The organism is Pedobacter cryotolerans, assembly GCF_005116475.1.
Taxonomy (GTDB): domain Bacteria; phylum Bacteroidota; class Bacteroidia; order Sphingobacteriales; family Sphingobacteriaceae; genus Pedobacter; species Pedobacter cryotolerans.
The window spans coordinates 124,376-147,193 of record NZ_SWBO01000010.1 but is presented as its reverse complement, the minus strand read 5'-3'; the positions used below and the strand labels follow the sequence as shown (position 1 = coordinate 147,193).

Sequence of the window (22,818 nt, the reverse complement as noted above, 5' to 3'; positions counted from 1 at the left end):
AACATAATGAACAAAAAAATCAATTAATTTGTAAGTCATTAAGAAGCAGTATCATATACCACTTAACCTCAATTTATTGTGTTGATAACTATTTTTTAACATTCAATTTAATATTCTCCGAACTCATTTCTTAAACAATCAGCTATTTCCCCAAGTGTTGCATATTCTTCTACAGCGGTTAATATAAAAGGCATCAAATTGTTTGCTGATTTAGCCGCGGCCGAGAGTTTATCTAAAGCTATTGCTACTGCTTCAGTATTTCTTTCTGCTTTTAATTTATTTATTTTATCTGTTTGTATTGTTCTTATCGTTTCATCAATTTGTAAGGTATCGGTAATTCCTTCTGTTTCTTGGGTAAACTTATTTACACCAACAATAATTCGCTCTGCAGCTTCTACTTCATTTTGATATTGATAGGCTGAATTTGCAATTTCTTGTTGCATGTATCCATTTTCTATAGCATAAACCGAGCCACCCATTGCATCTATTTTTTCTATGTAAGCTTGTGCGGCAGCTTCTATCTCATCAGTTAAGCTTTCTACAAAAAATGAGCCAGCCAAAGGATCTACCGTATCAGTTACTCCACTTTCAAAAGCAATAACTTGTTGTGTACGCAGTGCGATTTTAGCCGCCGCTTCTGTAGGCAAAGACAAAGCTTCATCGTATCCATTGGTATGTAAAGACTGCGTACCGCCCAAAACTGCTGCCATAGCTTGGTTAGTAACCCTAATTACATTATTTAAAGGCTGCTGTGCGGTAAGCGTCGATCCACCAGTTTGTGTATGAAAACGTAACATTTGTGCTTTTTCATCTGTAGCTCCAAGTTCTTTTGTAATGTTTGCCCACATTCTTCTGGCCGCTCTAAATTTGGCAATTTCTTCGAAAAAATTATTGTGGCAGTTAAAAAAGAAAGACAATCGCTTTGCGAAAACATTAATATCTAAACCTTTTTCTAGTGCAGCTTTTAAATAAGCTTTACCATTCGCTAAAGTAAATGCTAATTCTTGTACTGCTGTTGAGCCTGCTTCTCTAATGTGATAGCCTGATATAGAAATGGTATTCCATTTAGGCAATTCTTTACTACAATATTCAAAAATATCGGTAATGATACGCATAGATGGTTTTGGAGGATAGATATAAGTGCCTCTTGCAGCGTATTCTTTTAAAATATCATTTTGAATGGTACCCGAAATCTCTTTTAAGTCTGCGCCTTGTTTTTTGGCTAATGCGATATACATGGCTAACAAAATAGATGCAGTTGCATTGATGGTCATTGAGGTAGTAATTTTTTTGAGCTCAATGCCATCGAACAAAATTTCTATATCTTTTAATGAATCTATAGCAACACCAACTTTACCCACTTCACCCTCAGACATTTCATGATCAGAATCGTAACCAATTTGAGTTGGCAAATCAAATGCAACAGATAAGCCCATTGTACCTTGTGCCAATAAATAATGATAACGTTTATTTGATTCTTCGGCAGTTGAAAAACCAGCATACTGCCTCATTGTCCATAATCTACCTCGGTACATGTCTTTTTGAATCCCTCTAGTAAAAGGAAATTCACCCGGCTTTTCGGTTATTGCTTTTGCAGATGTATATAAAGCCTTAATTTCAATACCCGATGTTGTAGTATGCTTTTTACTCATGGTTTTAATAGTAAGTTAGTTCGTTTTCAGCAAAACATATTAAGTAATAGTTTACCAGCTGATGTGTGTTATGAAAATAAAACTTGGATGTTTTTCTTCAAATGATCTATGGTTAAATCGTAAGGATTTTCTGCTATGGTACTCATGTGTTGCAAAACCTTTTTGCTTAAATCTACACCGCTAGCATTTTCTGGCAGTCCCTGTACCGCATTATTAATCATGGCAATGGTATCATCCTTTAATTTACGAACAACATTCCAGCTAACCGTATCTATATATAACTGTTGCGTAATGTTATGCTGATATTCTGATTTAATTTCATTTAGCACTAAAGTTTGTAATGCAGCAAGGCTGATGCCCGGTTGATGCAAGCGAAGCAATAAATTAGATGGACTGATACGATCTATGAATATGATTAGTCGCTCGTGAGCCTGCAACCGCATAGGAAAAAGATCATTTTGACTATCTTTTATAGCCGCTAATGATTTAAAGTGGAAGTAATTTTGAATGTCATTTTTCACCAAAAAGTAAGCTACTGTAACCGTAACAATTCCTCCTAATGCAAAAGATGCGGCTGATGTTAAAAAACTAATAATGTTCATTATATGTTTATATTTCGTAATATTAATAAGGGTAACGAACAAAAATGTACATAAATATTTATATTTGTCTCATCGATTTATAATTTAATTAAACAACAAACAAACGACCTGTTGTTTGATAAAATCGAATACTAATTTTTGTAATTCACCAATAATTTTAAATATCATGAGTACTACAGAAACTGCTTTTGCGCCTGTATCTTTTACCGAAAACGCTGCTAAAGAACTTTTGAAACTAAAAGATCAACAAGAAATTGCTGAAGATTTTGGTTTACGCGTTGGTGTTGAAGGTGGAGGCTGTTCTGGCATGACCTATGTTTTAGGTTTTGATCAAAAGAAAGAAGGTGATCAGGAGTTTTATATAGACGGGATTAAAATTTTTATGCACAAAGCGCATCAAATGTATTTACTAGGAATGCAAATTGATTGGCAAGATGGATTAAACTCTAGAGGATTTACTTTCAGCAATCCTAACGCAGCGAGTTCTTGCGGTTGTGGAACAAGTTTTTCAGTTTAATCTCCTCCCAACATCCCCATTGGGGAGTAGATGAATGTATATTAAATAGTTTGTAACATTTTAAGAGGTCTCGTTGTCTTAACAGCGGGACTTTTTATTTTTATACCCAATATGATTTTTATTTCTATCAAATGACTTATACAGAAAACGTAAGACTTGCGCTTCAATCTATTAAAAGTAACCGCCTGCGTACTATTCTTACAGCTTTAATTATTGCAATTGGTTTATCGGCCCTTGTTGGTATTTTAACAACTATTGACGCCATTAAAAGCAGTATGACCGAAGCTTTTTCTAGTATGGGAGCCAACTCATTTAACATTAGAAACAGAGGGAGTGGTATTAGAATTGGTAACGGAAAAAGACCGAAACCATTTAAATCTATCCGTTACGAAGATGCGATTAAATTTAAAGAGCGTTTAAATGCTCCAGCTACCGTTTCTGTAAGTGTTTTTGCAAGTGGTGGATCAACCGTTAAATACAAGCAAGAAAAAACAAATCCAAATATTAATATTCAAGGTATTGATGAAAATGGCTTAGGTTCGCAAGGTTTAGATTTATCTTTAGGTAGAAATTTTACCAACTTAGAAGCTACCAATGCTGGTAATATCTGTATAATAGGGAGTGAAATTGCCAAAACTGTATTTAAAAAGGAAGACCCTTTAGATAAGGTAATTAATGTAGGTAACAACAAATTTAAAGTAATTGGTGTACTTGCCGAAAAAGGAAGTGGAATGGGACAAAACACTGATAGAGCAGTTTATGTACCACTTTATAAGGCCAAAATTATTAACTCTAACGCCAATCCTTCATACACCGTTACAGTAAATGTAGCTAATAAAGATATAATGGATAACGTTATTGGCGAAGCGACTTCAGAATTTAGAAACATCAGAAAAATTAAGATTAAACAGCCCAATAATTTCGAAATCACTAAAAGTGATGCTGTTGCCCAAACCTTAAATGAAAATTTAGAATATGTTGTTATCGGAGGCATTGCAATTGGATCTATTACCTTGCTTGGCGCATCGATAGCACTAATGAATATTATGTTGGTTTCTGTAACAGAAAGAACAAGAGAAATTGGGATTAGAAAAGCTATTGGAGCAAACCCAGCAACCATTAGAAAACAGTTTTTAATTGAAGCAGTTATTATATGCTTGCTCGGGGGATTTTTTGGAATATTATTGGGCGTGGGTATTGGAAATTTGATCTCGCTATCTATGGGAGGCTCATTTTTAATGCCTTGGGGATTTATTTCTGGAGGTTTTGTATTGTGTGTTTGTATTGGGATATTATCTGGTTATTACCCAGCAAGAAAGGCTTCTAAGTTAGATCCGGTTGAGGCCCTACGTTACGAGTAATTAAGTTAATATTATAATAAGAGATTTTTCATTTGAGGTTGAGCTAGGATTTTTTGTATCCGCTCTAAATTTAAACTCTCTTTTAAAGCATCGCCGTGGCGAAGATGATGCATATCGCTACCCAAAAAATCGATACAATAATTATCTACCAATTCTTCGGCAGTTTGCTTGCAACTTTTACCATAATATCCTGTTAAGGAAATGGTATTTAACTGTAATAAGCAGCCAGTTGCTCTAATGCTCTCATAATTATCTAATGTTCCATAAAAATATGGGTAACGCTCTGGGTGGGCAAGCACAGGCTGATAACCAGCATCTTGCATTTTAGCAATTACCTCAAAAACATTATTAGGCGGGTTAATATAAGAAAGCTCGAAAAGGAGATATTTCTTATCTCCAAAAGTTAACACTTCCTTTTGTTCAATCTTTTTTTCAAAAGTTTCATCTAAATAATATTCAGCAGCAGCTTCAACTTCTAAATCTATATTGTTTTTTAATAGCGCTTCTTTTAAAGTATCAAGCGCTTTATTTACGGTTGTTGGCGTATTTCTAAAATAATCAGCCATGATGTGAGGAGTTGCAATCAATTTTTTGAAGCCCAACTCTTTAAAACGAGCAGCCAAAAGCAAAGAATCATTCAAGTTTTTTGCCCCATCATCTATACCAGGTAAAATATGCGAATGCATATCTGTACCAATAGTTGAAAAGTTAAATACAGGCTCCTTTTTCTTCTTTAACCAATTAAGCAAACATACCTCCCTTTATTTTTTACTACCATTTTTAGCTTGATAGCTAGCTAATTTAAAAAGATCAATCACTAAACAATATACATAATTACTAACATCAAAAATCTAACTTTCAAATTATAGTTGTCTAGGCAGGTTTAAATCATCTGCAATACTTGCCATATTTGAACTAGCTATTTTTGATAAAAGCTTGTTCATCTCATCTTTTAAATCAAATTGTAAGTCCTCATGCAATTTATAGAATTTACGTAAAGTTACAAGTACAGATTTCACAAAATATACATTAAATAATTCTGTATAGTTTTTATATGATGAATAAGTACCAAACTTTACTTTTAACGGCGTATGGTTATAAAGAAAAATTCTTAACTCAACATCTTCAAAAATTGCTTTAGTAACCCTAAAATTATGATTTACATCTTTTGCTAGCCTTCTTAAATTAGCCAATGCATCTTTTGCATCAATACTTTTAGCAATTGATAAATTATCAAAATTTGATAAAATTTCACTTTTAATGGCATTAATTCTATCACTTAAATCACTTTCATCTTCCAATAATAAAAAATGTAAATGCTCTGTAAGTACTTTATCTTTTGCTACCAAGCGAAGTAAAATCTTATCCTTCTCCTTTACTGGCAGCGCTAAAATTTCTTTCTTAAGTTCTTTATGCTCACTTAATTTCATTAAAAGCTAATTCTAATATACAAGCAAAATTAAAAAGGATTGGCTTTTAGATACTTTTCCCAATTCCAGGCCGAACTCATCATTTCTTTTAAATCTAATTCAGCTGTCCATCCTAATGTCTGATTTGATAGCGTAACATCTCCAAAAGTTTGTTCAACATCGCCATCTCTTCTTGCACCGATGGTATAATTTAATTTCTCTCCAGTTGAAGTTTCAAAAGCATTGATAATTTCTAAAACAGAAGAACCTTTACCAGTACCAATATTAAATACTTCATAATTATTACCAGAACCAGTTTCTAATCTTTTTATAGCTGCTACATGTGCTTTAGCTAAATCTACAACATGAATGTAATCCCTTATTGCAGAACCATCTGGCGTATTGTAATCACTACCAAAAACTGTTATCGGACCGCGTTTACCAATTGCAGACTGTGTGATGAAAGGTATTAAATTTTGTGGCACTCCAATTGGTAATTCGCCAATTAAAGCAGATTCATGTGCACCAACTGGATTAAAATAGCGCAAGGCGATAACTTTTAAATCTTGATTAACCGCACAAGTTTCTGCTAAAATCTCTTCAGCAATTTGTTTCGTATTGCCATAAGGCGATTCTGCTTTTTTTACTGGAGCACTCTCGGTAACTGGCAAAACATCAGGCTGTCCGTATACGGTACATGACGATGAAAAAACCAATTTAACACTGCTATTAAATGCAGTAATGATATTGATTAAAGAGAAAAAGTTATTTCTATAATATTTTAAGGGATTTTGAACAGACTCTCCTACTGCTTTAAACGCAGCAAAATGAATAATTCCATCAATATCTTTGTGTTGTTTAGCAAATTCATTTACCTTATTTTCATCACATAAATCTAACTCAACAAAAGCTGGTCTTTTACCACAAATCTTTTCAATTTGATCTAGTATTTTAGGTTCAGAATTCGAAAAATCATCAACAACAATAACTTCATATCCTGCATTAAAAAGCTCAACAACAGTATGAGAACCAATGTAACCTGCTCCGCCAGTAACTAAAATTTTAGCCATTATTTATTAAATTTTATGTTTTTAATTTTTACTAAATTATCTCAAAACCCTTTATGTTAACCCAACATAGCTAGTTCTAATTGCCGCTAACTTGATATATTAATTGAGGGTTTTAATTTTATTCATTTATCTTGCAACGAAGATAACAAATAAGACGCAAAATGCTTTGGATTTATAATATTGGAATTAGATTATATGGTTTTCTTTTGCAGATTGCTGCACTTTTTAATCCTAAAGCCAAATTATTTGTAAATGGACGAAAAGATATATGGCAACAATTAGCAAGTAAAACCAACCCAAATGATCAACCAATTTGGTTTCATTTTGCATCATTAGGAGAGTTTGAACAAGGCAGACCAGTTTTAGAAACACTGAAAACAAACAAACCTGAACAAAAAATTATTGTTACATTTTTTTCTCCCTCGGGATATGAAATTAGAAAGAATTACGCATTGGCGGATGTTTTTTACTTACCATTAGATACTCCTAAAAACGCAGAGCGATTTATTTCAATTGTAAATCCGCAGCAAGCGATATTTACTAAATATGAATTTTGGTTTCATTATTTTAATGAATTGCACAAAAAACAAATTCCGCTTTATCTAATTTCTGGCATTTTTAGACCGAACCAAACCTTTTTTAAATGGTATGGTAGTTTTTATAGAGAAATATTAACTTACGTATCCCACTTTTTTGTACAAAACAAAGAGAGTGTTGATTTATTGAAAAGTATTGGAATTAGCCAGGTAAGTTTAAGTGGTGATACCCGATTTGATCGGGTTTATGAAAATGCCCAACACCCTAAAAAATTAGAATTAATAGAACAATTTTGTGGAGATGCAAAAGTATTTATTTGTGGCAGCACTTGGTTGCCCGATGAAAAATTGTTGGTTTCTTTAACCAAAAAACATCCAGATTGGAAGTTTATCATCGCTCCACATGAAATTGGGCAATCTCATATTCAAGAAATAGAAGAATTGTTTCCGAAAGCAATAAAGTTCTCAATTCTTAGTTCTCAGTTCTCAGAAAACACACCTCAAATCTTAATCATCGATAATATCGGCATGCTTTCTTCGCTTTATCAATACGGCAAATTGGCTTACATTGGTGGCGGATTTGGTGTGGGCATACACAATACATTAGAAGCCGCTGCTTTTGGCTTACCCGTTATCTTTGGTCCTAAATTCGATAAATTTCAAGAAGCAAAAGATTTAATTAAAATTGATGCTGCAAAAAGCATCTCAACCGAAAGCGAATTATTAACTGCGTTTGAAAATTTCAAGGCAAATGAAGAAGCATCCGCGGCTGCGAAAAAATATGTTGAACAGCAAAAAGGTGCAACTGAAATGATTATTGAAAAAATAGCTAGCTAACCGCCATTTCAGCCAAAGCTTCAACAAATTTCGGGTGATCGTTTAAACTTTCTACCAACTGAACATGCTCGCCACCTAGTTCTTTAAATTCTTCGTGGTATTCTACAGTAATTTCGTACAAAGTTTCTAAACAATCTGCAACAAAAGCCGGACTAAACACTAACAGTCTCTTTTTACCTTCTGCAGCTAATTTCTTTAATACATCTGTGGTGTATGGCTGTACCCAAGGTTCTTTACCTAAACGAGATTGAAAACAAACGGTATAATTTTCTTTAGCAATTCCCATTTTGGCGGCAATAAGACTAGCTGTGTGGTGGCCTTGAGCAGAGTAGCAAAACTTATTGGTATCATTATATGTATGGCAACAATCTTTCTGTTTTAAGCAATAATTACCTGTGTGATCACATTTTGCCAACTGCCTTTCTGGCAAACCATGAAAACTAAACAAAATATGGTCAAAAGTTTCAGGTTGATACTTAGCACTATTTTCAGCAAATATTTCAATCATTTGTTCATTATCATGAAACGAACTAACAAATGAAATAGGCGGAATAGTTTGCCATTTACTTACCAACTCCATAACCAATTGCAAAACAGAACCAGAACTTGCCGAAGCATATTGTGGAAATAAAGGAATTACTTTTATACTATCAACCAAACCAGCTTTTAATTTTAACAAAGCACTTTCAATTGATGGGTTTTGGTAACGCATAGCCAACTCTACATGGTATTCATCACCCAGTTTTTCTTGTAGTAATTTAGCCTGAATTTTACTGTAATGAAATAAAGGTGAGCCATTTTCTCCCCAAATTTCTTTGTACAACTTAGAAGTTTTAGGACTACGAAAAGGAACAATAATTCCTTTTACCAATAGCGTTCGGTTAAATTTGGGAATATCAATTACTCTTTCGTCCATTAAAAATTGATCAAGATATTTTCTTACATCTTTAGTTTCTGGACTATCTGGTGTACCTAGATTTACTAATAAAACTCCCTTTTTTGCCATAATCTTATGCTGAAACTGCAATTAACTTGATTGCTATTTTAGTGCGACAAATATACATTAAGAATAAACTTCTTGAAACCGTAGCACGGATTTATGGCATTGCCAAAATGAATATTACTTTTTGATGATTTAGAAAGCTTGTAGTTGTGCTTTTACTTTTTCCATTAACCACATAGGTGTAGATGTTGCCCCACATATTCCAACTTTATCATCAGCTGCAAACCAGTCTTTTTCTAATTCTTCTGCATTAGAAATGAAATAAGAGTTTGGATTGAATTTTTTGCAAACATCATATAAGACCTTTCCATTTGATGATTTTTTACCAGAAACAAAAATGATTTTATCGTAATTAACTACAAAATTTTCTAACTCTTCATAACGGTTTGATACTTGTCTGCAAATGGTATCATTAGCTTTTAAATCGAAACCTCTATTAATCAACTCGTCTTTTATAGCGTAAAACTTATCTACACTTTTTGTAGTCTGACTATAGAGCGTAATATTTTTCGGTAACTCAACATTGTCTAATTCTGCTAAATCCTGAAAAACAATTGCTTTTCCATTAGTTTGACCCTGTAAGCCAATTACTTCTGCATGGCCATGTTTGCCAAAAATTAAAATTTGCTCATCATCATCGTAAGAGTTTTTAATTCGGTTTTGCAATTTTAAAACTACCGGACAAGAAGCATCAATTAAAGTAAGGTTATTTGTTAAGGCTAATTCATAAGTAGAAGGCGCTTCACCATGTGCTCTAATTAATACTTTTTCGTTATTAAGTTGATGCAATTGCTCATGATCAATAATTTGTAAGCCTTTAGCCCTCAATCGTTCTACTTCCTCATCATTGTGTACAATATCTCCTAAACAAAACAATTTGCCTTCGTTGTCTAAAATGTCTTCGGCCATGTCTATTGCATAAACCACACCAAAGCAAAAACCTGAAGATTTATCTATTGTAACGTTTAAATTGTATGCCATGCTAATTTTGCTTCAATTGTTAAAACAAAAGTACGTAAAAGAGATTGTGTATTTAAATGTAGTAAACTAATGGAAGTTTTTTTTACTGTTTTTTGTTAAATAAACCCGATTGCAGTGGATGCCGATTTTTCATCGGCAGAAACGAAAAGCGGGAGTAAAATTTAATAGCAGCACAAACCCTGCTTTTCTAAAAAAAATTAACTCAAATAAACGCGGTCTTCTTCGCCTTCTACATCCATTACCACATCTACATGTTCTTTTAAAATTGTTGCCAATTGTAGGCCTACAAAATCTGTTGCTATTGGGAAACTTTTATGGCTACGATCTACCAAAACTACGGTACGAATTTTTTTATGTGGCGTATTTAAGAAAACACCTAAACCATAAGCCAAGGTTTTGCCACTGTTCAAAACATCATCAACTAAAATAACAACTTTGTTTTTCCAATCGCTTTCGGGCAAATCTGTTTTGGCAACTAATTTACTATTCTCTTTTTCAATATCTACACGAACCAAGGTAACTTTAAATGAGGCTATGGTTTCTAAAACTGATTTTAAGCGAACAGCTAGTTTGTAGCCCCTATCCCAAATCCCTGCCAAAATAATTTCTTTTTCATCTAAATTATCTTCCAAAATTTGGTAGGCAATTCGGTTAATTTTTTGAGTAATCTGTTGTTTATCTAAAATTAAGACTTGATTGTTGGGCATGGCATTGCGTTGTTAAACATTACAAAAGAACGATTTTAAGCCTCAAAAACAAACACAAAAAAATAATTTAGTTTTTATGCAACGTTTATGGGGGTACTTGCGTCTAATAGCTGTAAACCTTATACATTAATTATGAAATTTTTTAACTCAATAAAAACTACATCGCTTGTATTGCTGATTACTGTATCGGCAAGCTTAACAGCTATCGCTCAAAATAGCAAAAATATTAGCGTTAAAGCATTTAATGAAATTACCGTAAGTAGTGGCATAGATTTGTACCTAACCCAAGCAAATAATGAAACCGTTACTATAAAAGGTAATGAAGATTTAATTAAAGATGTAATTGTTGAGCAAAGAGGTGGTTTATTAATAATTAAATATAAAGATGGAATTAGCTGGGGCCGCATGTTTAAAAACGAAAGTATTAAGGCCTATGTAAACTTCAAAAGTATTAAAGCCTTAATTGCAAGCGGAGGTTCTGATGTTTTTACACAGAATAATTTAAAGGCTGATGCTTTAAAATTGATCGCCAGCGGCGGTTCTGATTTAAAATTAACACTTGCTGTAAAAGACTTAAGCTTAACAGTTAGCGGTGGTAGTGATGCAGTGCTTAAAGGAAGTGGCGAAAACCTAATTGCAACTGCAAGTGGGGGTTCTGATATTGATGCCTTTGCTTATATAGTTAACAATGCAAAGATAGCTGCAAGTGGTGGTAGCGATGCAAATGTTTTTGTAAACAAGGCTTTAGAGGCTAGCGCTAGTGGCGGAAGCGATGTGAGTTATAAAGGTAATGCTGCTTTAAAAAAGACATCATCTTCTAAAAGCGGAGATGTTAGAAGAGTAAAATAAAAAAAGAATTTCCGCCTTTATGGAGAAAAGATAATACAATAAATTTTAGTTTAGTTTTAGTTTATAAAGCCAATATTGTGGATGCAATATCGGCTTTTATTTTAACCTCACCCCAACCCTCTCCTGAAGGAGAGGGAGCAGCAATGCTTAATAGTTTATGGTAGATAGACAATGGTCTATGAACTATAAACCATAAGCTATGAACCAAACCTATTTCCCTTTTGGATAAGGATAATAAACAAAGTTTGCTCCTTCGGGCACTACCACAAAAACACACATGTAATTTTCTGGTTTTTTGTATGTTTTTAAAAACTGCTCTTTCTTATCAGGATGAATGATCCCTTTTTGAATAAACTCTTCTAAGGTTGATGCTTGTATTGTCCATTCGGTATTGAGTTCTGCTCTATTTAAAATAATCTCACCAATACTAACTTCATGTTGGTGCGCAATAAAAATAGGATTTAAAGAAATTCCCTCCATCATTATTTCTACTGCTACTTCTCTTATCGAATCGGCATAAAAAGTTAAATCTTTTTCTAAACTCACCAGCGGACTTTTTTTCTCCTTCTTTGGCGCTCCATTCTCGTCTGAGCTTAAATTGCCCAATAACTCTTCACTCTGCATATACTTAAAACTTAATCTCTTTTTTTAGGGTAATAAACTTATCATCGGTTAGGCTATCTGTTAACATCGCAAAACCTTTAGCTGTTTTTATTATTCTTTTACTTAATGGATATTGATCGGAGCAAAAATACATACTGCCTTTTTTTATCAACTTCCAGTTTTTATTTTTTATGGAGTACAAATTTAAGCTTGCCCAACAACTGCTAAACCACTCTGGCCTAAGTAATAATTCTGGCTTATTGTCGCCATCTAAATCTTCCGCCAAAAATAAATCTGCCCCAATTGCATCTTTGTGTTTTAAAACTGGCAAACTTCTATCAGAGAAATAAACATAAATGATGTATTCCTTTCGTTTATCACCCATGTCATCTTCAATTGGCTTTGGCTTTACAATAAAAGCAGTATCTACATTGTTAAGCAAAACGGTATCAATAATACCATCTTTTGTATTTAACCTAATAGAACCAACACTTTCCGTATCAGCAATTTTCCGATCACTTGTTTTGTCTTTAACTTCGGCATTACAAGCTGAAAATAAAATAACTACAACAAAACCAAGCCAACTTTTCATTTATCTCAGTTTTAATAAAACTACATTTTCTACGTGTTGTGTGTGCGGAAACATATCTACAGGTTTAATGCGTACCACATCATATTTTTCTTTTAACAAAGCCAAATCTCTAGCTTGGGTTGCTGCATTGCAACTTACATAAACAATTTTCTCAGCTTCCATTTCTAACAACCGCTCAACTACATCTGTATGCATACCTGCTCTAGGCGGATCGGTAATTACCACATCTGGCTTACCATGTGCTGCAATAAAATCAGCCGTTAAAATATCTTTCATATCGCCTGCATAGAAAATTGTGTTCTCAATACCGTTTAGTTCGGCATTAAATTTGGCATCTTCTATTGCCGTTGGTACATATTCTATACCAACCACTTGTTTTACGCTACCTGCTACAAAATTGGCAATGGTACCCGCACCGGTGTATAAATCGTATACCAATTCATCACCTTTAAAATCTGCAAATTCTTTGGTTATTTTGTACAATTCGTAAGCCTGATTAGAATTGGTTTGATAAAAAGATTTAGCTCCGATTTTAAATTTAACAAAGCCATCATCAGTTGGCATTTGCTCAAAAATATGATCTCTACCAGCGTAAGTAATTACATCTTGATCAAAAACCGTATCATTCTTTTTTTGGTTTTCGATGTATAACAATGAAGTAATTTCTGGAAAAGAAACTTTTAAATGCTCCATTAAACCATTAATTTGCTCTTGCTCAACATAAGCAAAAACAACAACTACCATCACCTCTCCAGTTGATGATGTTCTAATGATTAGGTTTCTTAACGCACCTTCGTGGTTACGTAAATCGTAAAAACTAATGTTATTCGCTAAAGCATAAGCCCTAACACTCAAACGCAAACTATTGCTTGGCTCTGCCTGTAAATAACAATGCTCAATATCCAAAATTTTATCAAACCGTAAAGGCACATGAAATCCCAAAGCATTCATTTCTCTGCCTTCGGCTTCAAACTCCATGTCGGTTGCATTTAACCAACGTTTGTTGCTAAAAGTATATTCTAATTTATTTCTGTAGTATTTATTCTCGGCCGAACCTAAAATTGGCTCCATTACCGATGTATCTATTTTTGCCAAACGTTGCAAAGCAGCTTCAACATTTTTTTGTTTAAAACGAAGTTGGGCAGCATAATCCATGTGTTGCCATTTACAACCGCCACAAGTACCAAAATGACTGCAAAAAGGATCTACTCGATGTTGTGATTTGGTTTGTACATTTTCGATAATCGCTTCGGCAAAATTCTTTTTCTTTTTAACCACGCGGATATCGACCACATCACCTGGAACGGCTTTATCTACAAAAATTACCAATTCATCGGCTTTGCCTACGCCTTTTCCTTCTTCTGCAATGTCAATAATGCTTAATCCTGCAATACGGATTGGCTCAGCATTTCTTCTGTTTCTACTCATTGCTGCAAAGATAGTAAAAAGAGATGTGAGTATTTAGATGTGAGATATGAGACAAGTAAGTTATAAAGATTCTAATTCATCAAAAATTAAGCCTTATAATTCATTACGAGTTTTTTAAACTCGTTATTAAAGAAAAATTAGCAATGTTGTTTACTTGCCAAAAACTTTAAGAATAAATCCAAAAGCCCCTTCTAGCCAATTAAACTTCATATCAAATTGTTCATCAACCATTACCGAAAATTCTAATAACTCTTTACTCATTTCAATAGATTTAATGATGATTAATATTACAAAAGTATATTTTTTATACCAAAAACCAAAACGGTATATGTTATTTAAATGTTAAGTTTTAGAAAAGCAGTGTTCTGAGCTTCTATTAAAAGGATCGCCCTGCTATCACTACAATCTTTTGTTCCCGTCATTACAAACACTGAGAGAACTCTGAAATTCAGTAGCACTGAAGTAACAGCTACCAGTATGGCAAAAACAAAAGTATTTTCGTTACTATCAGGTTTAGAGAAATTGAGATTGTGCAATTATTTAAATTTGCAATGAATCTATAAATCTTACTCACCAAATAAACTGATTCGCAATTTAGTTTTGTGAAAAATACTTACCTTCAAAAATATTTTTGAACTAGCTAAATTTGATGAAAATCAATAATTAATGCATAACCAATTACCCACTTAATAAATAATGACGGGCTCAGACCAGTTCCTTTTCTTTTTTAGTGCTTTGGGCGCTTTTAATGGTCTGTTACTTTCCATCTATTTTGCTATCAACGCTAAAAAGAAAGTTTTTTCAAATTACTTTTTATCTTTACTACTATTGGTTTTAAGTATCAGAATTATCAAATCTGTATTTTTCTATTTTAATCCACAGTTATCAAATATTTTTATACAAATTGGGCTCTCTGCCTGCATATTAATTGGTCCTTTTCTTTATCTATACCTAAAAGCTTACACAGCAGATAAAAAATCAAATTGGATGATACATGTGATAACATACATCGTAGTCATGTCGGTTTTAGGCTTTCTGTATCCATACGTTGAAAATCGTATAATTTGGAGCAATTGGATGGTAAAAGCCATATATGCGCAATGGCTTTTTTACATTATTATATCTGCAAGAAGCTTACAACCAATTCTTCAAAAAATTAAAGACAAAGAAAGTTTGCATAAAATAGATATCTGGCTATTGAGTATCTACATGGGTGTTACTGTAATATGGCTAGCATTTGCTACATCAAATTACACCTCTTATATTGTAGGCTCGCTGTCATTCACATTTATTTTATATGTAATTGTGTTACTTGTAATTTTTAAAAACAGTTCCCAAACCAGTTTTTTTCAAGAAAAAGAAAGGTATAAAAACAAAGAAATTGATCAAAACACTTTAGCAATCATTGGTCAGAAAATACCTATTATTGTTGAAAAAGAACTCTTTCTTAATCCAAATTTCACACTTGAAGAGGCTGCGAAAGAATTAAAGGTGACCAAGCATTTATTATCTCAATACGTAAATGAAATACTAGGCAAATCTTTCTCCAATTTGGTTAAAGAATATAGAGTTGAAAAGGCAAAGGAATTGTTGGAGAACGAAAAAAATTACACTATCGAAAGTTTAGGCTATGATAGTGGTTTTAGTTCAAAATCGACCTTTTTTACTGCTTTTAAAAAAACAACAGGCTTAACACCTGCAGAATACCAGAAGTTATACGCTAAATAAGTTCTATTCTATAATCTTATACTCCCGTTTTGTAAACCAAGCCCTTAGCAACAGAGGTGTATCTATACTTTTGAAAAAAAAGTATTTATGTATAGATCAACATCTAAATTTTATCGAATAATCGTAATGATTATTTTACTCGGTTTATTGCTTACAACAGCTTACGCACAAAAAAAAATCTTGTTTGTAACTTCCAATCAGGAACTTTATGGCAACAGTAAAATTGCTGCCGCTAACCATTTTGAAGAAATTGTCATCCCTTATGATATTTTTATAAAGGCTGGCTATCTGGTTCATTTCATCAGTCCAAAAGGTGGGGCAATTCCTATCGGCTATATCAATTCATCCGATAGTATTCAGAAAAAATATCTTTATGATTCATTTTTCATGGACAAATTAGAACACACGCTAAAACCATCAGCCATTAAAGCGGAAGATTACAGCGCAATTTTTTACACTGGTGGTGGAGCTGCTATGTTTGGTGTGGCCGAAGATTCCACTATCCAAAACATTGCTAGGGAGATTTATAACCAAAACGGAGTAGTTTCTGCTATTTGCCATGGCACGGCAGGCTTAGCTTACTTTAAAGATAATTCTGGAAGATCGCTATACAGTGGCAAAAAGATAACTGGGTTTCCGAACAAATTTGAAAACACAGCAGCAGCATACTATAAAACATTTCCGTTTGCGATAGACGAGGCAATAAAAACCAATGAAGGCAATTTTGTATATTCTAATGAAGGTTGGGATGCTTTTACGGTTGTTGATGGCAGGTTTGTAACTGGACAAGATCCTAGTTCTGCATCAAAAATGGCTTATCAAATTATTACACTTATTGAAGCTGGCACATCCCAAATCAATAAAGAAACAACCAAGAACTTAGATAAAGTATTTGCTGAGTGGGATAATGCGCCAGATAAACCAGGCGTATCAGCTGCGCTAATTAAGAATGGTGAAGTTTTGTACCAAAAAGGATTTGGCAGTGCAAATGTCAATACTCAATCTCCCGTTACGGCTGATACCAAATTTCAGATTGGTACGATGTCGAGACAATTTACAGCTTTTGCAGTTTTACTACTTGAAGAACAGGGAAAACTATCCTTGGCTGATGATGTTCGTAAATATATTCCACAATTACCAGATTATGGACACATCATTACGATTAAACATTTGTTAAGTCAATCGAGTGGTTTGGCAGACTTTGCAGCTTTAAAAGACATTACTGGCTGGAGGGACAAAGATTTTTTCACGCAGCAAGATGCATTGAACCTTATCTTTCAACAAAAAAAATTGAATTACATACCTGGTACACAATTTCATCCAACCGCATCAGGGCTCATTTTATTGACGGAAGTGATCAAGAAAATTACTGGACAAACTTTAGCAGGCTTCTCACAGCAACATATTTTTGAGCCAATGGGCATGAATAATACTTTGTTTTTGGATGATAATGAAGCAATACTGGCCAATATGGCTGTTTCTTATCAGATTGGAAAAGACGGTTTAAAGTATAACCGTATCAATCACTCCATTACAGGAACTACCAATCTTTATACTTCGGCGGCAGATCTTAGTCGTTGGTATTTGAACTTCGAAAACCCAAAAGTTGGAAGCAAAAAGTTAATTGAAACACTAAACTCGCCAGTAACTTTAAATGATGGCACCACCACTTACAACCCTACCGCTGGAAAATTCTTATACGGACAACAATATCAACATGCAGAGCGAGGTGTTATTAAATATTGGACTTATGGTTTAGAAGGAGGTTATGCAAGTAACATTTTTATTTTCCCAGAGCAAAAAGTGACCTCATTTGCGCTTGGCAATAACAACAGATACAACGGTAGTCTTGCTATGGGCATGGCAACAGAAGTGCTTGGCGATATATTTCCAGAACCTGCAAATATTGATTACGCTAAGCTTAAAACTTTAAAATTAACCCGCCAACAATTAGAAACCTACAGCGGCAATTATTGGGATAACGAACTTATAGCTGGGCTTAAGTTGTATGTAGCAAATGACACTTTACGCTACCAAATTTTAGGCAGTAATGAAGTAAGTTCACTGGTACCAATTTCAGAAAAAAATTTCCAAATGGTGGTTGATGGAGACGATGTAATTATGGTAAAGTTTCGTAAAGAAGGCGCTACTATGAAAGTGGCTTATACTTCTGGCGATAGTGATGAGTATGTATACGAAGCTTACAATCCTATAAAATACGACAATACTGCTTTAAATGAATTTACGGGTGTATTTTATAACGAGGCATTGAATACAACCTATAACTTATCACAAAATGAAAAAGGCTTATTTACAAGCAATAGAAATCAGTCAGTAATTGATCTCACTTCAATTCAAACAGATATGTTCTTAAGCAATGCTAGAAATATTGCTAGTATTCGATATACTCGAGACAATCAAAAAAAGATTACAGGTTTTTATATCAATTCTGATAGGGTTAAAAACCTATTTTTTGAAAAAATAAAGCGTTAAGCAATATTGTTTACCCGATGTTCCAATGTTGGAGACATTGGGTCAGGATAATATATATTTAAAACCTCATCATTTATAAAAAATGAATAAAATATTAGTTTTACTTCTTGTTTTTGTAAGCCTACGCTCAGAAAAAACATACGCACAGACTGTAAAAAGTGATTTTGATCAAGTTACTGAAGTACTACTCGACTATATAGAAGGAACAGCAAACGGACAGCCAGAAAGGTTGCGTAAAGCTTTTCATCCAGATTTTAATCTATATACAGTGGCAAAAGACACTTTGTGGATACGTTCTGGCGCACAATATATTGCTAACATAAAAGTTAATGAAAAAACCAATAGAGTAGGTCGAATTATCTCAATTGATATTGAGAAAGATGCAGCAATGGCAAAAGTAGAAATCGTTATTCCAGGTTTTAGAATATTTACCGACTATTTTTTAATACTTAAATACGGAAGAGCTTGGCAAATTGTTCATAAAAGCTACACTTGGAGAGAACTAGGAAGCAGTTGAAATAAATAAAAAAATTCAACAGCAGAAAGCTCAGAAATTATAAGTGTACTTAGTTTGTTGTAAGCATTTGTACTTCGAAAGGTAAATTACTATCTTGAGCAAATGAAGAACTTAATTCTTGTATTTTTAATTTTTACTACTTTATCTATTCAAGCTCAACAAAAATCTGGCGCTCAGCAATTTTGGGATAGCTTAAAACAACATTGTGGCAAAGCTTACCAAGGAGAAGTTACCCAAGGTATTACAGACGACTTTAAAAATGGCGCATTAATTATGCATGTAAAATCTTGCGATGATGGTACAATTAGAATACCATTTTTTGTAGGCGAAAATAGATCAAGAACCTGGGTTTTGACATTCAAAAACAATCGTATTTTGTTGAAACATGACCACCGACATGAAGATGGAACCGAAGATAAAGTAACACAATACGGAGGCATGACAACCAATAGCGGACAAGCAGGTATTCAGATTTTTCCTGCAGATCAGCAAACTGTAGATATGCTGCCAACAGCAGCTGGCAATGTTTGGTGGATAACGATAGATAAAGATCTTTTCTCTTACAATTTACGTAGAATTGGTTCTGAACGGGTGTTTACTGTTAAATTTAACTTAACTAATCCGGTTGCAACTCCTAAAGCACCTTGGGGCTGGAAAGAGTAGAAATTATTTTGATTCAACCACATAGAAGCATAGTTAACATAGATTTTCTATGTGCCTATGTGGTGAAAGTTATCTTACAACGCTGCCTTTACTAAATATGGCAATAACTCTTTTTGAAAGGTTACAAAATTTTTGCGTACATCAGCATCGCTTACTGAAGTAAAAGCAAACGAAAACACGATACTTTTACTAGCTTTTAGTAAAAATGCCAATCCACCTTTACGAGCAGGATTATTTTTAAAATGATCTAGTTGTAAGTAAGCTGAAAGTAACAGCGCTTCTAATTGATCTGAAAGGTGTTTTAAAAATTCTTGCGAATTTGCATTTTCACGAACAAAATCCCAACCGATAAACTCATTACAAACCGTGTAAGATAAGCGGCAGGTTTTCATCACCAAAGCTTTTAAATGTTCTTCTTCGTTCTCGAAAGTAACTTTGTTGCTTAAAATTTCATGCAAATTTACATCCAAGTAATCCATTAAAATGGCATCTAAAACTTGTTCTTTGCTATCAAAATATTTATAAATGGTTGCTTTGGCAATACGTGCTTTTTTAGCAATTTCGTTTACGCTGGTTTTATGGTAACCATATTTCCTAAAAAGCTCTTTCGCTGCTCTTAAAATGCTTTCTTTTATTTTTTCTGGCTCCATTAATTAGTTACTTGTAAAGTATTACCCGCAATGGTAACACTATATCTTTTTAGGGATGTTGTAGCTGGCGCTTTAACTGGGCTACCATCATACAATGAATATTTGGCGCCAGAAATACGATCTGTAGCCGTTAAATTTGGGTCGTCTATTTCAACCGCATTTTTCTGATCAGGATTTACAGTGCTACATCTATCATAAGCTACATAAGCGTTATCCGCCCTGCGATAAATAATAATACCTGCAACACCATAACCACTAAAACTTACCGCACCACCTGCAGAACTTAATCTGCTTAAACGCGGATCAGTTAAGGGCATATTAAAATTTACGGGAAAATCTGGTATTAGGTTTTGTTCTTTCGCACATGAGGTGCAAATTGAGATGAACAAAAGTAACCCAAATAACGTTTTCATCAGTAATAAATTATTTTTAATGGTGATGAAGCTATCATGATTTATCTTAATTCTATTTTTGTAAATCATGATGGTTTCATTTATATAATTGCTGTTTTGTATTGTTTTAAGAAACGTACATCATTCTCAGAAAATAAACGTAAATCTTTTATCTCGAATTTGAGGTTGGCAATACGTTCTATACCCATACCAAAGGCAAAACCGCTGTATTTTTTACTATCTATACCGCAGTTTTCCAAAACGTTTGGATCTACCATTCCGCAACCCAAAATCTCTACCCAACCGCTGCCTTTACACATTTGGCAACCAGCACCTTTACAAATTGTACAAGAAATATCCATCTCGGCACTTGGCTCAGTAAATGGAAAATAAGAGGGGCGGAAACGAACTTTTGTTCCTTCTCCATACAACTCTTGTACAAAGTAAAAAAGTGTTTGTTTTAAATCTGCAAATGAAACATTTTCATCTACATATAAACCTTCTACCTGGTGAAAAAAGCAATGTGCTCTTGCAGAAATTGCCTCGTTACGGTAAACGCGACCAGGCATTAAAGCTCTAAATGGTGGCTGACCAGCTTCCATCATACGAACTTGAACAGAAGAGGTGTGTGTACGTAGAGCGATATCACCTTTAGCCTCACCCCGACCCTCTCCAGTAGAGAGGGAGCTATCAGCTTTTTTAATGAAGAAGGTATCTTGCATATCTCTTGCCGGATGTTCTTCTGGAAAGTTTAATGCAGAGAAATTATGCCAATCATCTTCTATTTCTGGCCCTTCAGCCACGCTAAAACCTAGTTTGTTAAAAATCTCGATGATTTCTCTTCTCACTAAAGCTAAAGGATGGCGAGCACCAACTTCAAAACCCTCACCAGGCAAAGTCATGTCTAGTTGGGAGTTTTCAGTTTGCAGTTTAGAGTTTTCCGTTAGTTCATTTAAAGCTTGATATTTTGCCTCGGCTAATTGCTTAAATTCGTTTAAAACTTTCCCTAAAGTTCTTTTTTCTTCAGGAGAAACGGCTTTAAACTCATCAAAAATATCTTTAATAATGCCTTTTGTACCTAAAAAACGAATACGAAATTGTTCCAGCTCATCTGCATTTTTAGTATCAAACGCATTTATTTCTGCTGTATATTGTGTGATCTGGTCTTGCAACATGCGCCAAATATACAGCAATTTATAGAATTATTTTACTAGCTGTGAGTTCAAATATCAACTTGAAGCACATTTATTACAAGTAAATGAACTTACAATACTAAATGTGAAACTAATCTAAAGTAGTATTGAAATAGAATACTGATGCGTCTAACACCTGCTGCCATTTGCCTGTTTGCGAAAAAGAATGATTGGCTCCAACCACATAATAAAATTCGTTTGGAACTTTAAGTTCATTTAACCTAGCTCTAAAAATATTATAAGTTGCAATATCTTGTTTTGGTAAACCTTGTAAATCGTTATTTTCTGGCAATACGTTAAGCGTAGGCACTTTTCTATCGGCATTTGCCACACTTAATGCACTTATTTCTTTATAATAAGTTTCATTTTCGGTTTTTACCTCGAAACCTGTGTATCTGTATCCTGCTTCAAAAAGCACTGGTGGGTAAAACTGCCAATTCGGAATATTTGTAAAAACCAAATCTAAGGCTCCAGCTAAATTAGAAACTGCCTTTACTTTATTGGTATTTCTCTGGTCGTAACTATATAAAAGTGATAATGATGCACCTGCACTATGCCCAATCATAACAATTCTGTCGGCATTTGTAACCCATTGTTTAGCATTGGTTAAAGCATAATCTACTACGGAATTTATATCAGTAACCTGATCTTTAACCTTTACATTACTTTCTAATCTTGGCGGATTAGTTTGTGTTAGCAAGCCTGCACCATTTACTAAACGATAGTTTACATTTAAAACAGCGTAGCCACTTGTGGCCAAATATTTGGCTTGATTGTTAAGTTCGTTCTTATCGCCACCTATAAAACTACCGCCATGCACTAAAATTATTATTCCAGTGTTTGATGTTCTGTTTGCAGGCAAGTAGATATCCATGGTTTGCTTTGGATCAGTGCCATAAGCAACATCTAACATTGTTTTTGCTTCGGCTTCTACTTGGTAAGCAGGTGGATCACTTTTTTCGCAACTAGCAAAAAATAATAAAAAAGCGATGTTGAGGAAAACAATCTTGAAATTTTTCATAAGGATAATAAAAA

At 33.9% G+C, this 22,818-nt stretch carries 24 protein-coding genes; 8 read left to right on the top strand and 16 right to left on the bottom strand.

Translation table 11 applies throughout. The features are described 5' to 3' along the window. Positions 1-107: 107 nt before the first annotated feature. Together FA045_RS15670 and FA045_RS15665 are read right to left on the bottom strand one after the other, a co-directional pair. Complete coding sequence (locus tag FA045_RS15670; RefSeq protein ID WP_136878019.1) at positions 108-1,652, bottom strand: acyl-CoA mutase large subunit family protein; 1,545 nt, start codon at positions 1,650-1,652, stop codon at positions 108-110. A gap of 68 nt (positions 1,653-1,720) precedes the next feature. Continuing rightward, on the bottom strand, positions 1,721-2,254 hold the full coding sequence (locus tag FA045_RS15665; RefSeq protein ID WP_136878018.1) for a DUF7935 family protein: 534 nt from the start codon (positions 2,252-2,254) through the stop codon (positions 1,721-1,723). A gap of 166 nt (positions 2,255-2,420) precedes the next feature. Here FA045_RS15665 and FA045_RS15660 point away from each other — a divergent pair, with 166 nt between their 5' ends. Further along, entirely contained in the window at positions 2,421-2,771 is a 351-nt protein-coding gene (locus FA045_RS15660; RefSeq protein ID WP_136878017.1) for a HesB/IscA family protein, read from the top strand. 131 nt (positions 2,772-2,902) lie between these two features. Then, positions 2,903-4,132, top strand: a complete 1,230-nt coding sequence (locus tag FA045_RS15655; protein ID WP_136878016.1) for an ABC transporter permease — start codon at positions 2,903-2,905, stop codon at positions 4,130-4,132. A gap of 11 nt (positions 4,133-4,143) precedes the next feature. Here the strand turns inward: FA045_RS15655 and FA045_RS15650 are convergent, their stop codons facing one another. The 3 genes from FA045_RS15650 to galE all read right to left on the bottom strand — a co-directional run bounded on the left by FA045_RS15650 (position 4,144) and on the right by galE (position 6,611). Beyond that, positions 4,144-4,881: a tyrosine-protein phosphatase gene (locus FA045_RS15650; protein ID WP_136878015.1), complete on the bottom strand. Its 738-nt coding sequence runs from the start codon at positions 4,879-4,881 to the stop codon at positions 4,144-4,146. A 114-nt stretch (positions 4,882-4,995) separates the two neighbouring features. Continuing rightward, positions 4,996-5,562 (bottom strand): hypothetical protein, encoded by a 567-nt coding sequence (locus FA045_RS15645; protein WP_136878014.1) that lies wholly within the window; start codon positions 5,560-5,562, stop codon positions 4,996-4,998. A gap of 29 nt (positions 5,563-5,591) precedes the next feature. Continuing rightward, positions 5,592-6,611: a UDP-glucose 4-epimerase GalE gene (gene galE / locus FA045_RS15640; protein WP_136878013.1), complete on the bottom strand. Its 1,020-nt coding sequence runs from the start codon at positions 6,609-6,611 to the stop codon at positions 5,592-5,594. A gap of 161 nt (positions 6,612-6,772) precedes the next feature. Between galE and FA045_RS15635 the strand changes: the two genes are divergently transcribed. Then, entirely contained in the window at positions 6,773-7,984 is a 1,212-nt protein-coding gene (locus FA045_RS15635; RefSeq protein ID WP_136878012.1) for a 3-deoxy-D-manno-octulosonic acid transferase, read from the top strand. Here FA045_RS15635 and hemH read toward each other — a convergent pair. From hemH to FA045_RS15620, 3 genes are all read right to left on the bottom strand, one after another. Further along, positions 7,977-8,990, bottom strand: a complete 1,014-nt coding sequence (hemH, locus tag FA045_RS15630; RefSeq protein ID WP_136878011.1) for a ferrochelatase — start codon at positions 8,988-8,990, stop codon at positions 7,977-7,979. The two genes, FA045_RS15635 and hemH, sit on opposite strands and share 8 nt — an antisense overlap. Before the next feature lie 129 nt (positions 8,991-9,119). Beyond that, the gene (locus FA045_RS15625) at positions 9,120-9,968 is read right to left on the bottom strand and encodes a 4-hydroxy-3-methylbut-2-enyl diphosphate reductase (RefSeq protein ID WP_136878010.1); all 849 of its coding nucleotides are present in this window, start codon (positions 9,966-9,968) and stop codon (positions 9,120-9,122) included. Positions 9,969-10,165: 197 nt separating this feature from the next. After that, positions 10,166-10,675 carry a phosphoribosyltransferase family protein gene (locus FA045_RS15620; RefSeq protein WP_136878009.1) on the bottom strand — a complete coding sequence of 170 codons (510 nt, stop codon included), beginning with the start codon at positions 10,673-10,675 and terminating at the stop codon, positions 10,166-10,168. 132 nt (positions 10,676-10,807) lie between these two features. Here FA045_RS15620 and FA045_RS15615 point away from each other — a divergent pair, with 132 nt between their 5' ends. Next, positions 10,808-11,524 (top strand): head GIN domain-containing protein, encoded by a 717-nt coding sequence (locus FA045_RS15615; protein WP_136878008.1) that lies wholly within the window; start codon positions 10,808-10,810, stop codon positions 11,522-11,524. Between the two features lie 210 nt (positions 11,525-11,734). Here the strand turns inward: FA045_RS15615 and FA045_RS15610 are convergent, their stop codons facing one another. The 4 genes from FA045_RS15610 to FA045_RS15595 all read right to left on the bottom strand — a co-directional run bounded on the left by FA045_RS15610 (position 11,735) and on the right by FA045_RS15595 (position 14,408). Next, on the bottom strand, positions 11,735-12,148 hold the full coding sequence (locus FA045_RS15610; RefSeq protein ID WP_136878007.1) for a hypothetical protein: 414 nt from the start codon (positions 12,146-12,148) through the stop codon (positions 11,735-11,737). Positions 12,149-12,152: 4 nt separating this feature from the next. Further along, positions 12,153-12,719, bottom strand: coding sequence for a hypothetical protein (locus FA045_RS15605; protein WP_136878006.1), 567 nt, complete (start codon positions 12,717-12,719; stop codon positions 12,153-12,155). Then, the gene (gene rlmD, locus FA045_RS15600) at positions 12,720-14,147 is read right to left on the bottom strand and encodes a 23S rRNA (uracil(1939)-C(5))-methyltransferase RlmD (RefSeq protein ID WP_136878005.1); all 1,428 of its coding nucleotides are present in this window, start codon (positions 14,145-14,147) and stop codon (positions 12,720-12,722) included. Positions 14,148-14,297: 150 nt separating this feature from the next. Further along, positions 14,298-14,408 (bottom strand): phenylalanyl-tRNA synthetase subunit alpha, encoded by a 111-nt coding sequence (locus FA045_RS15595; RefSeq protein ID WP_136878004.1) that lies wholly within the window; start codon positions 14,406-14,408, stop codon positions 14,298-14,300. A gap of 435 nt (positions 14,409-14,843) precedes the next feature. Here FA045_RS15595 and FA045_RS15590 point away from each other — a divergent pair, with 435 nt between their 5' ends. The 4 genes from FA045_RS15590 to FA045_RS15575 all read left to right on the top strand — a co-directional run bounded on the left by FA045_RS15590 (position 14,844) and on the right by FA045_RS15575 (position 19,548). Then, entirely contained in the window at positions 14,844-15,875 is a 1,032-nt protein-coding gene (locus FA045_RS15590; RefSeq protein ID WP_136878003.1) for a helix-turn-helix domain-containing protein, read from the top strand. 126 nt (positions 15,876-16,001) lie between these two features. Next, positions 16,002-18,368: a serine hydrolase gene (locus FA045_RS15585; RefSeq protein WP_169305071.1), complete on the top strand. Its 2,367-nt coding sequence runs from the start codon at positions 16,002-16,004 to the stop codon at positions 18,366-18,368. An 82-nt stretch (positions 18,369-18,450) separates the two neighbouring features. After that, the gene (locus tag FA045_RS15580) at positions 18,451-18,885 is read left to right on the top strand and encodes a nuclear transport factor 2 family protein (protein ID WP_136878001.1); all 435 of its coding nucleotides are present in this window, start codon (positions 18,451-18,453) and stop codon (positions 18,883-18,885) included. Between the two features lie 102 nt (positions 18,886-18,987). Continuing rightward, positions 18,988-19,548 carry a hypothetical protein gene (locus FA045_RS15575; protein WP_136878000.1) on the top strand — a complete coding sequence of 187 codons (561 nt, stop codon included), beginning with the start codon at positions 18,988-18,990 and terminating at the stop codon, positions 19,546-19,548. 74 nt (positions 19,549-19,622) lie between these two features. Here the strand turns inward: FA045_RS15575 and FA045_RS15570 are convergent, their stop codons facing one another. The 4 genes from FA045_RS15570 to FA045_RS15555 all read right to left on the bottom strand — a co-directional run bounded on the left by FA045_RS15570 (position 19,623) and on the right by FA045_RS15555 (position 22,804). Then, positions 19,623-20,198, bottom strand: a complete 576-nt coding sequence (locus tag FA045_RS15570; RefSeq protein ID WP_136877999.1) for a TetR/AcrR family transcriptional regulator — start codon at positions 20,196-20,198, stop codon at positions 19,623-19,625. Then, positions 20,198-20,611 carry a Rieske (2Fe-2S) protein gene (locus FA045_RS15565; protein ID WP_136878037.1) on the bottom strand — a complete coding sequence of 138 codons (414 nt, stop codon included), beginning with the start codon at positions 20,609-20,611 and terminating at the stop codon, positions 20,198-20,200. The genes FA045_RS15570 and FA045_RS15565 overlap by 1 nt, the downstream gene beginning before the upstream one ends. 80 nt (positions 20,612-20,691) lie before the next feature. Next, positions 20,692-21,765, bottom strand: coding sequence for a phenylalanine--tRNA ligase subunit alpha (gene pheS, locus FA045_RS15560; protein ID WP_136878036.1), 1,074 nt, complete (start codon positions 21,763-21,765; stop codon positions 20,692-20,694). 109 nt (positions 21,766-21,874) lie between these two features. After that, positions 21,875-22,804: an alpha/beta hydrolase gene (locus FA045_RS15555; protein ID WP_136877998.1), complete on the bottom strand. Its 930-nt coding sequence runs from the start codon at positions 22,802-22,804 to the stop codon at positions 21,875-21,877. Positions 22,805-22,818 lie beyond the last annotated feature (14 nt).

Excerpts from the sequence above, each read along its gene's own strand:
- FA045_RS15670 (WP_136878019.1), bottom strand. The coding sequence starts at position 1,652 with ATGAGTAAAAAGCATACTACAACATCGGGTATTGAAATTAAGGCTTTA.
- FA045_RS15665 (WP_136878018.1), bottom strand. The coding sequence starts at position 2,254 with ATGAACATTATTAGTTTTTTAACATCAGCCGCATCTTTTGCATTAGGA.
- FA045_RS15660 (WP_136878017.1), top strand. The coding sequence starts at position 2,421 with ATGAGTACTACAGAAACTGCTTTTGCGCCTGTATCTTTTACCGAAAAC.
- FA045_RS15655 (WP_136878016.1), top strand. The coding sequence starts at position 2,903 with ATGACTTATACAGAAAACGTAAGACTTGCGCTTCAATCTATTAAAAGT.
- FA045_RS15645 (WP_136878014.1), bottom strand. The coding sequence starts at position 5,562 with ATGAAATTAAGTGAGCATAAAGAACTTAAGAAAGAAATTTTAGCGCTG.
- galE (WP_136878013.1), bottom strand. The coding sequence starts at position 6,611 with ATGGCTAAAATTTTAGTTACTGGCGGAGCAGGTTACATTGGTTCTCAT.
- FA045_RS15635 (WP_136878012.1), top strand. The coding sequence starts at position 6,773 with ATGCTTTGGATTTATAATATTGGAATTAGATTATATGGTTTTCTTTTG.
- hemH (WP_136878011.1), bottom strand. The coding sequence starts at position 8,990 with ATGGCAAAAAAGGGAGTTTTATTAGTAAATCTAGGTACACCAGATAGT.
- FA045_RS15625 (WP_136878010.1), bottom strand. The coding sequence starts at position 9,968 with ATGGCATACAATTTAAACGTTACAATAGATAAATCTTCAGGTTTTTGC.
- FA045_RS15620 (WP_136878009.1), bottom strand. The coding sequence starts at position 10,675 with ATGCCCAACAATCAAGTCTTAATTTTAGATAAACAACAGATTACTCAA.
- FA045_RS15615 (WP_136878008.1), top strand. The coding sequence starts at position 10,808 with ATGAAATTTTTTAACTCAATAAAAACTACATCGCTTGTATTGCTGATT.
- FA045_RS15610 (WP_136878007.1), bottom strand. The coding sequence starts at position 12,148 with ATGCAGAGTGAAGAGTTATTGGGCAATTTAAGCTCAGACGAGAATGGA.
- FA045_RS15605 (WP_136878006.1), bottom strand. The coding sequence starts at position 12,719 with ATGAAAAGTTGGCTTGGTTTTGTTGTAGTTATTTTATTTTCAGCTTGT.
- rlmD (WP_136878005.1), bottom strand. The coding sequence starts at position 14,147 with ATGAGTAGAAACAGAAGAAATGCTGAGCCAATCCGTATTGCAGGATTA.
- FA045_RS15595 (WP_136878004.1), bottom strand. The coding sequence starts at position 14,408 with ATGAGTAAAGAGTTATTAGAATTTTCGGTAATGGTTGATGAACAATTT.
- FA045_RS15590 (WP_136878003.1), top strand. The coding sequence starts at position 14,844 with ATGACGGGCTCAGACCAGTTCCTTTTCTTTTTTAGTGCTTTGGGCGCT.
- FA045_RS15585 (WP_169305071.1), top strand. The coding sequence starts at position 16,002 with ATGATTATTTTACTCGGTTTATTGCTTACAACAGCTTACGCACAAAAA.
- FA045_RS15580 (WP_136878001.1), top strand. The coding sequence starts at position 18,451 with ATGAATAAAATATTAGTTTTACTTCTTGTTTTTGTAAGCCTACGCTCA.
- FA045_RS15575 (WP_136878000.1), top strand. The coding sequence starts at position 18,988 with ATGAAGAACTTAATTCTTGTATTTTTAATTTTTACTACTTTATCTATT.
- FA045_RS15570 (WP_136877999.1), bottom strand. The coding sequence starts at position 20,198 with ATGGAGCCAGAAAAAATAAAAGAAAGCATTTTAAGAGCAGCGAAAGAG.
- FA045_RS15565 (WP_136878037.1), bottom strand. The coding sequence starts at position 20,611 with ATGAAAACGTTATTTGGGTTACTTTTGTTCATCTCAATTTGCACCTCA.
- pheS (WP_136878036.1), bottom strand. The coding sequence starts at position 21,765 with ATGTTGCAAGACCAGATCACACAATATACAGCAGAAATAAATGCGTTT.
- FA045_RS15555 (WP_136877998.1), bottom strand. The coding sequence starts at position 22,804 with ATGAAAAATTTCAAGATTGTTTTCCTCAACATCGCTTTTTTATTATTT.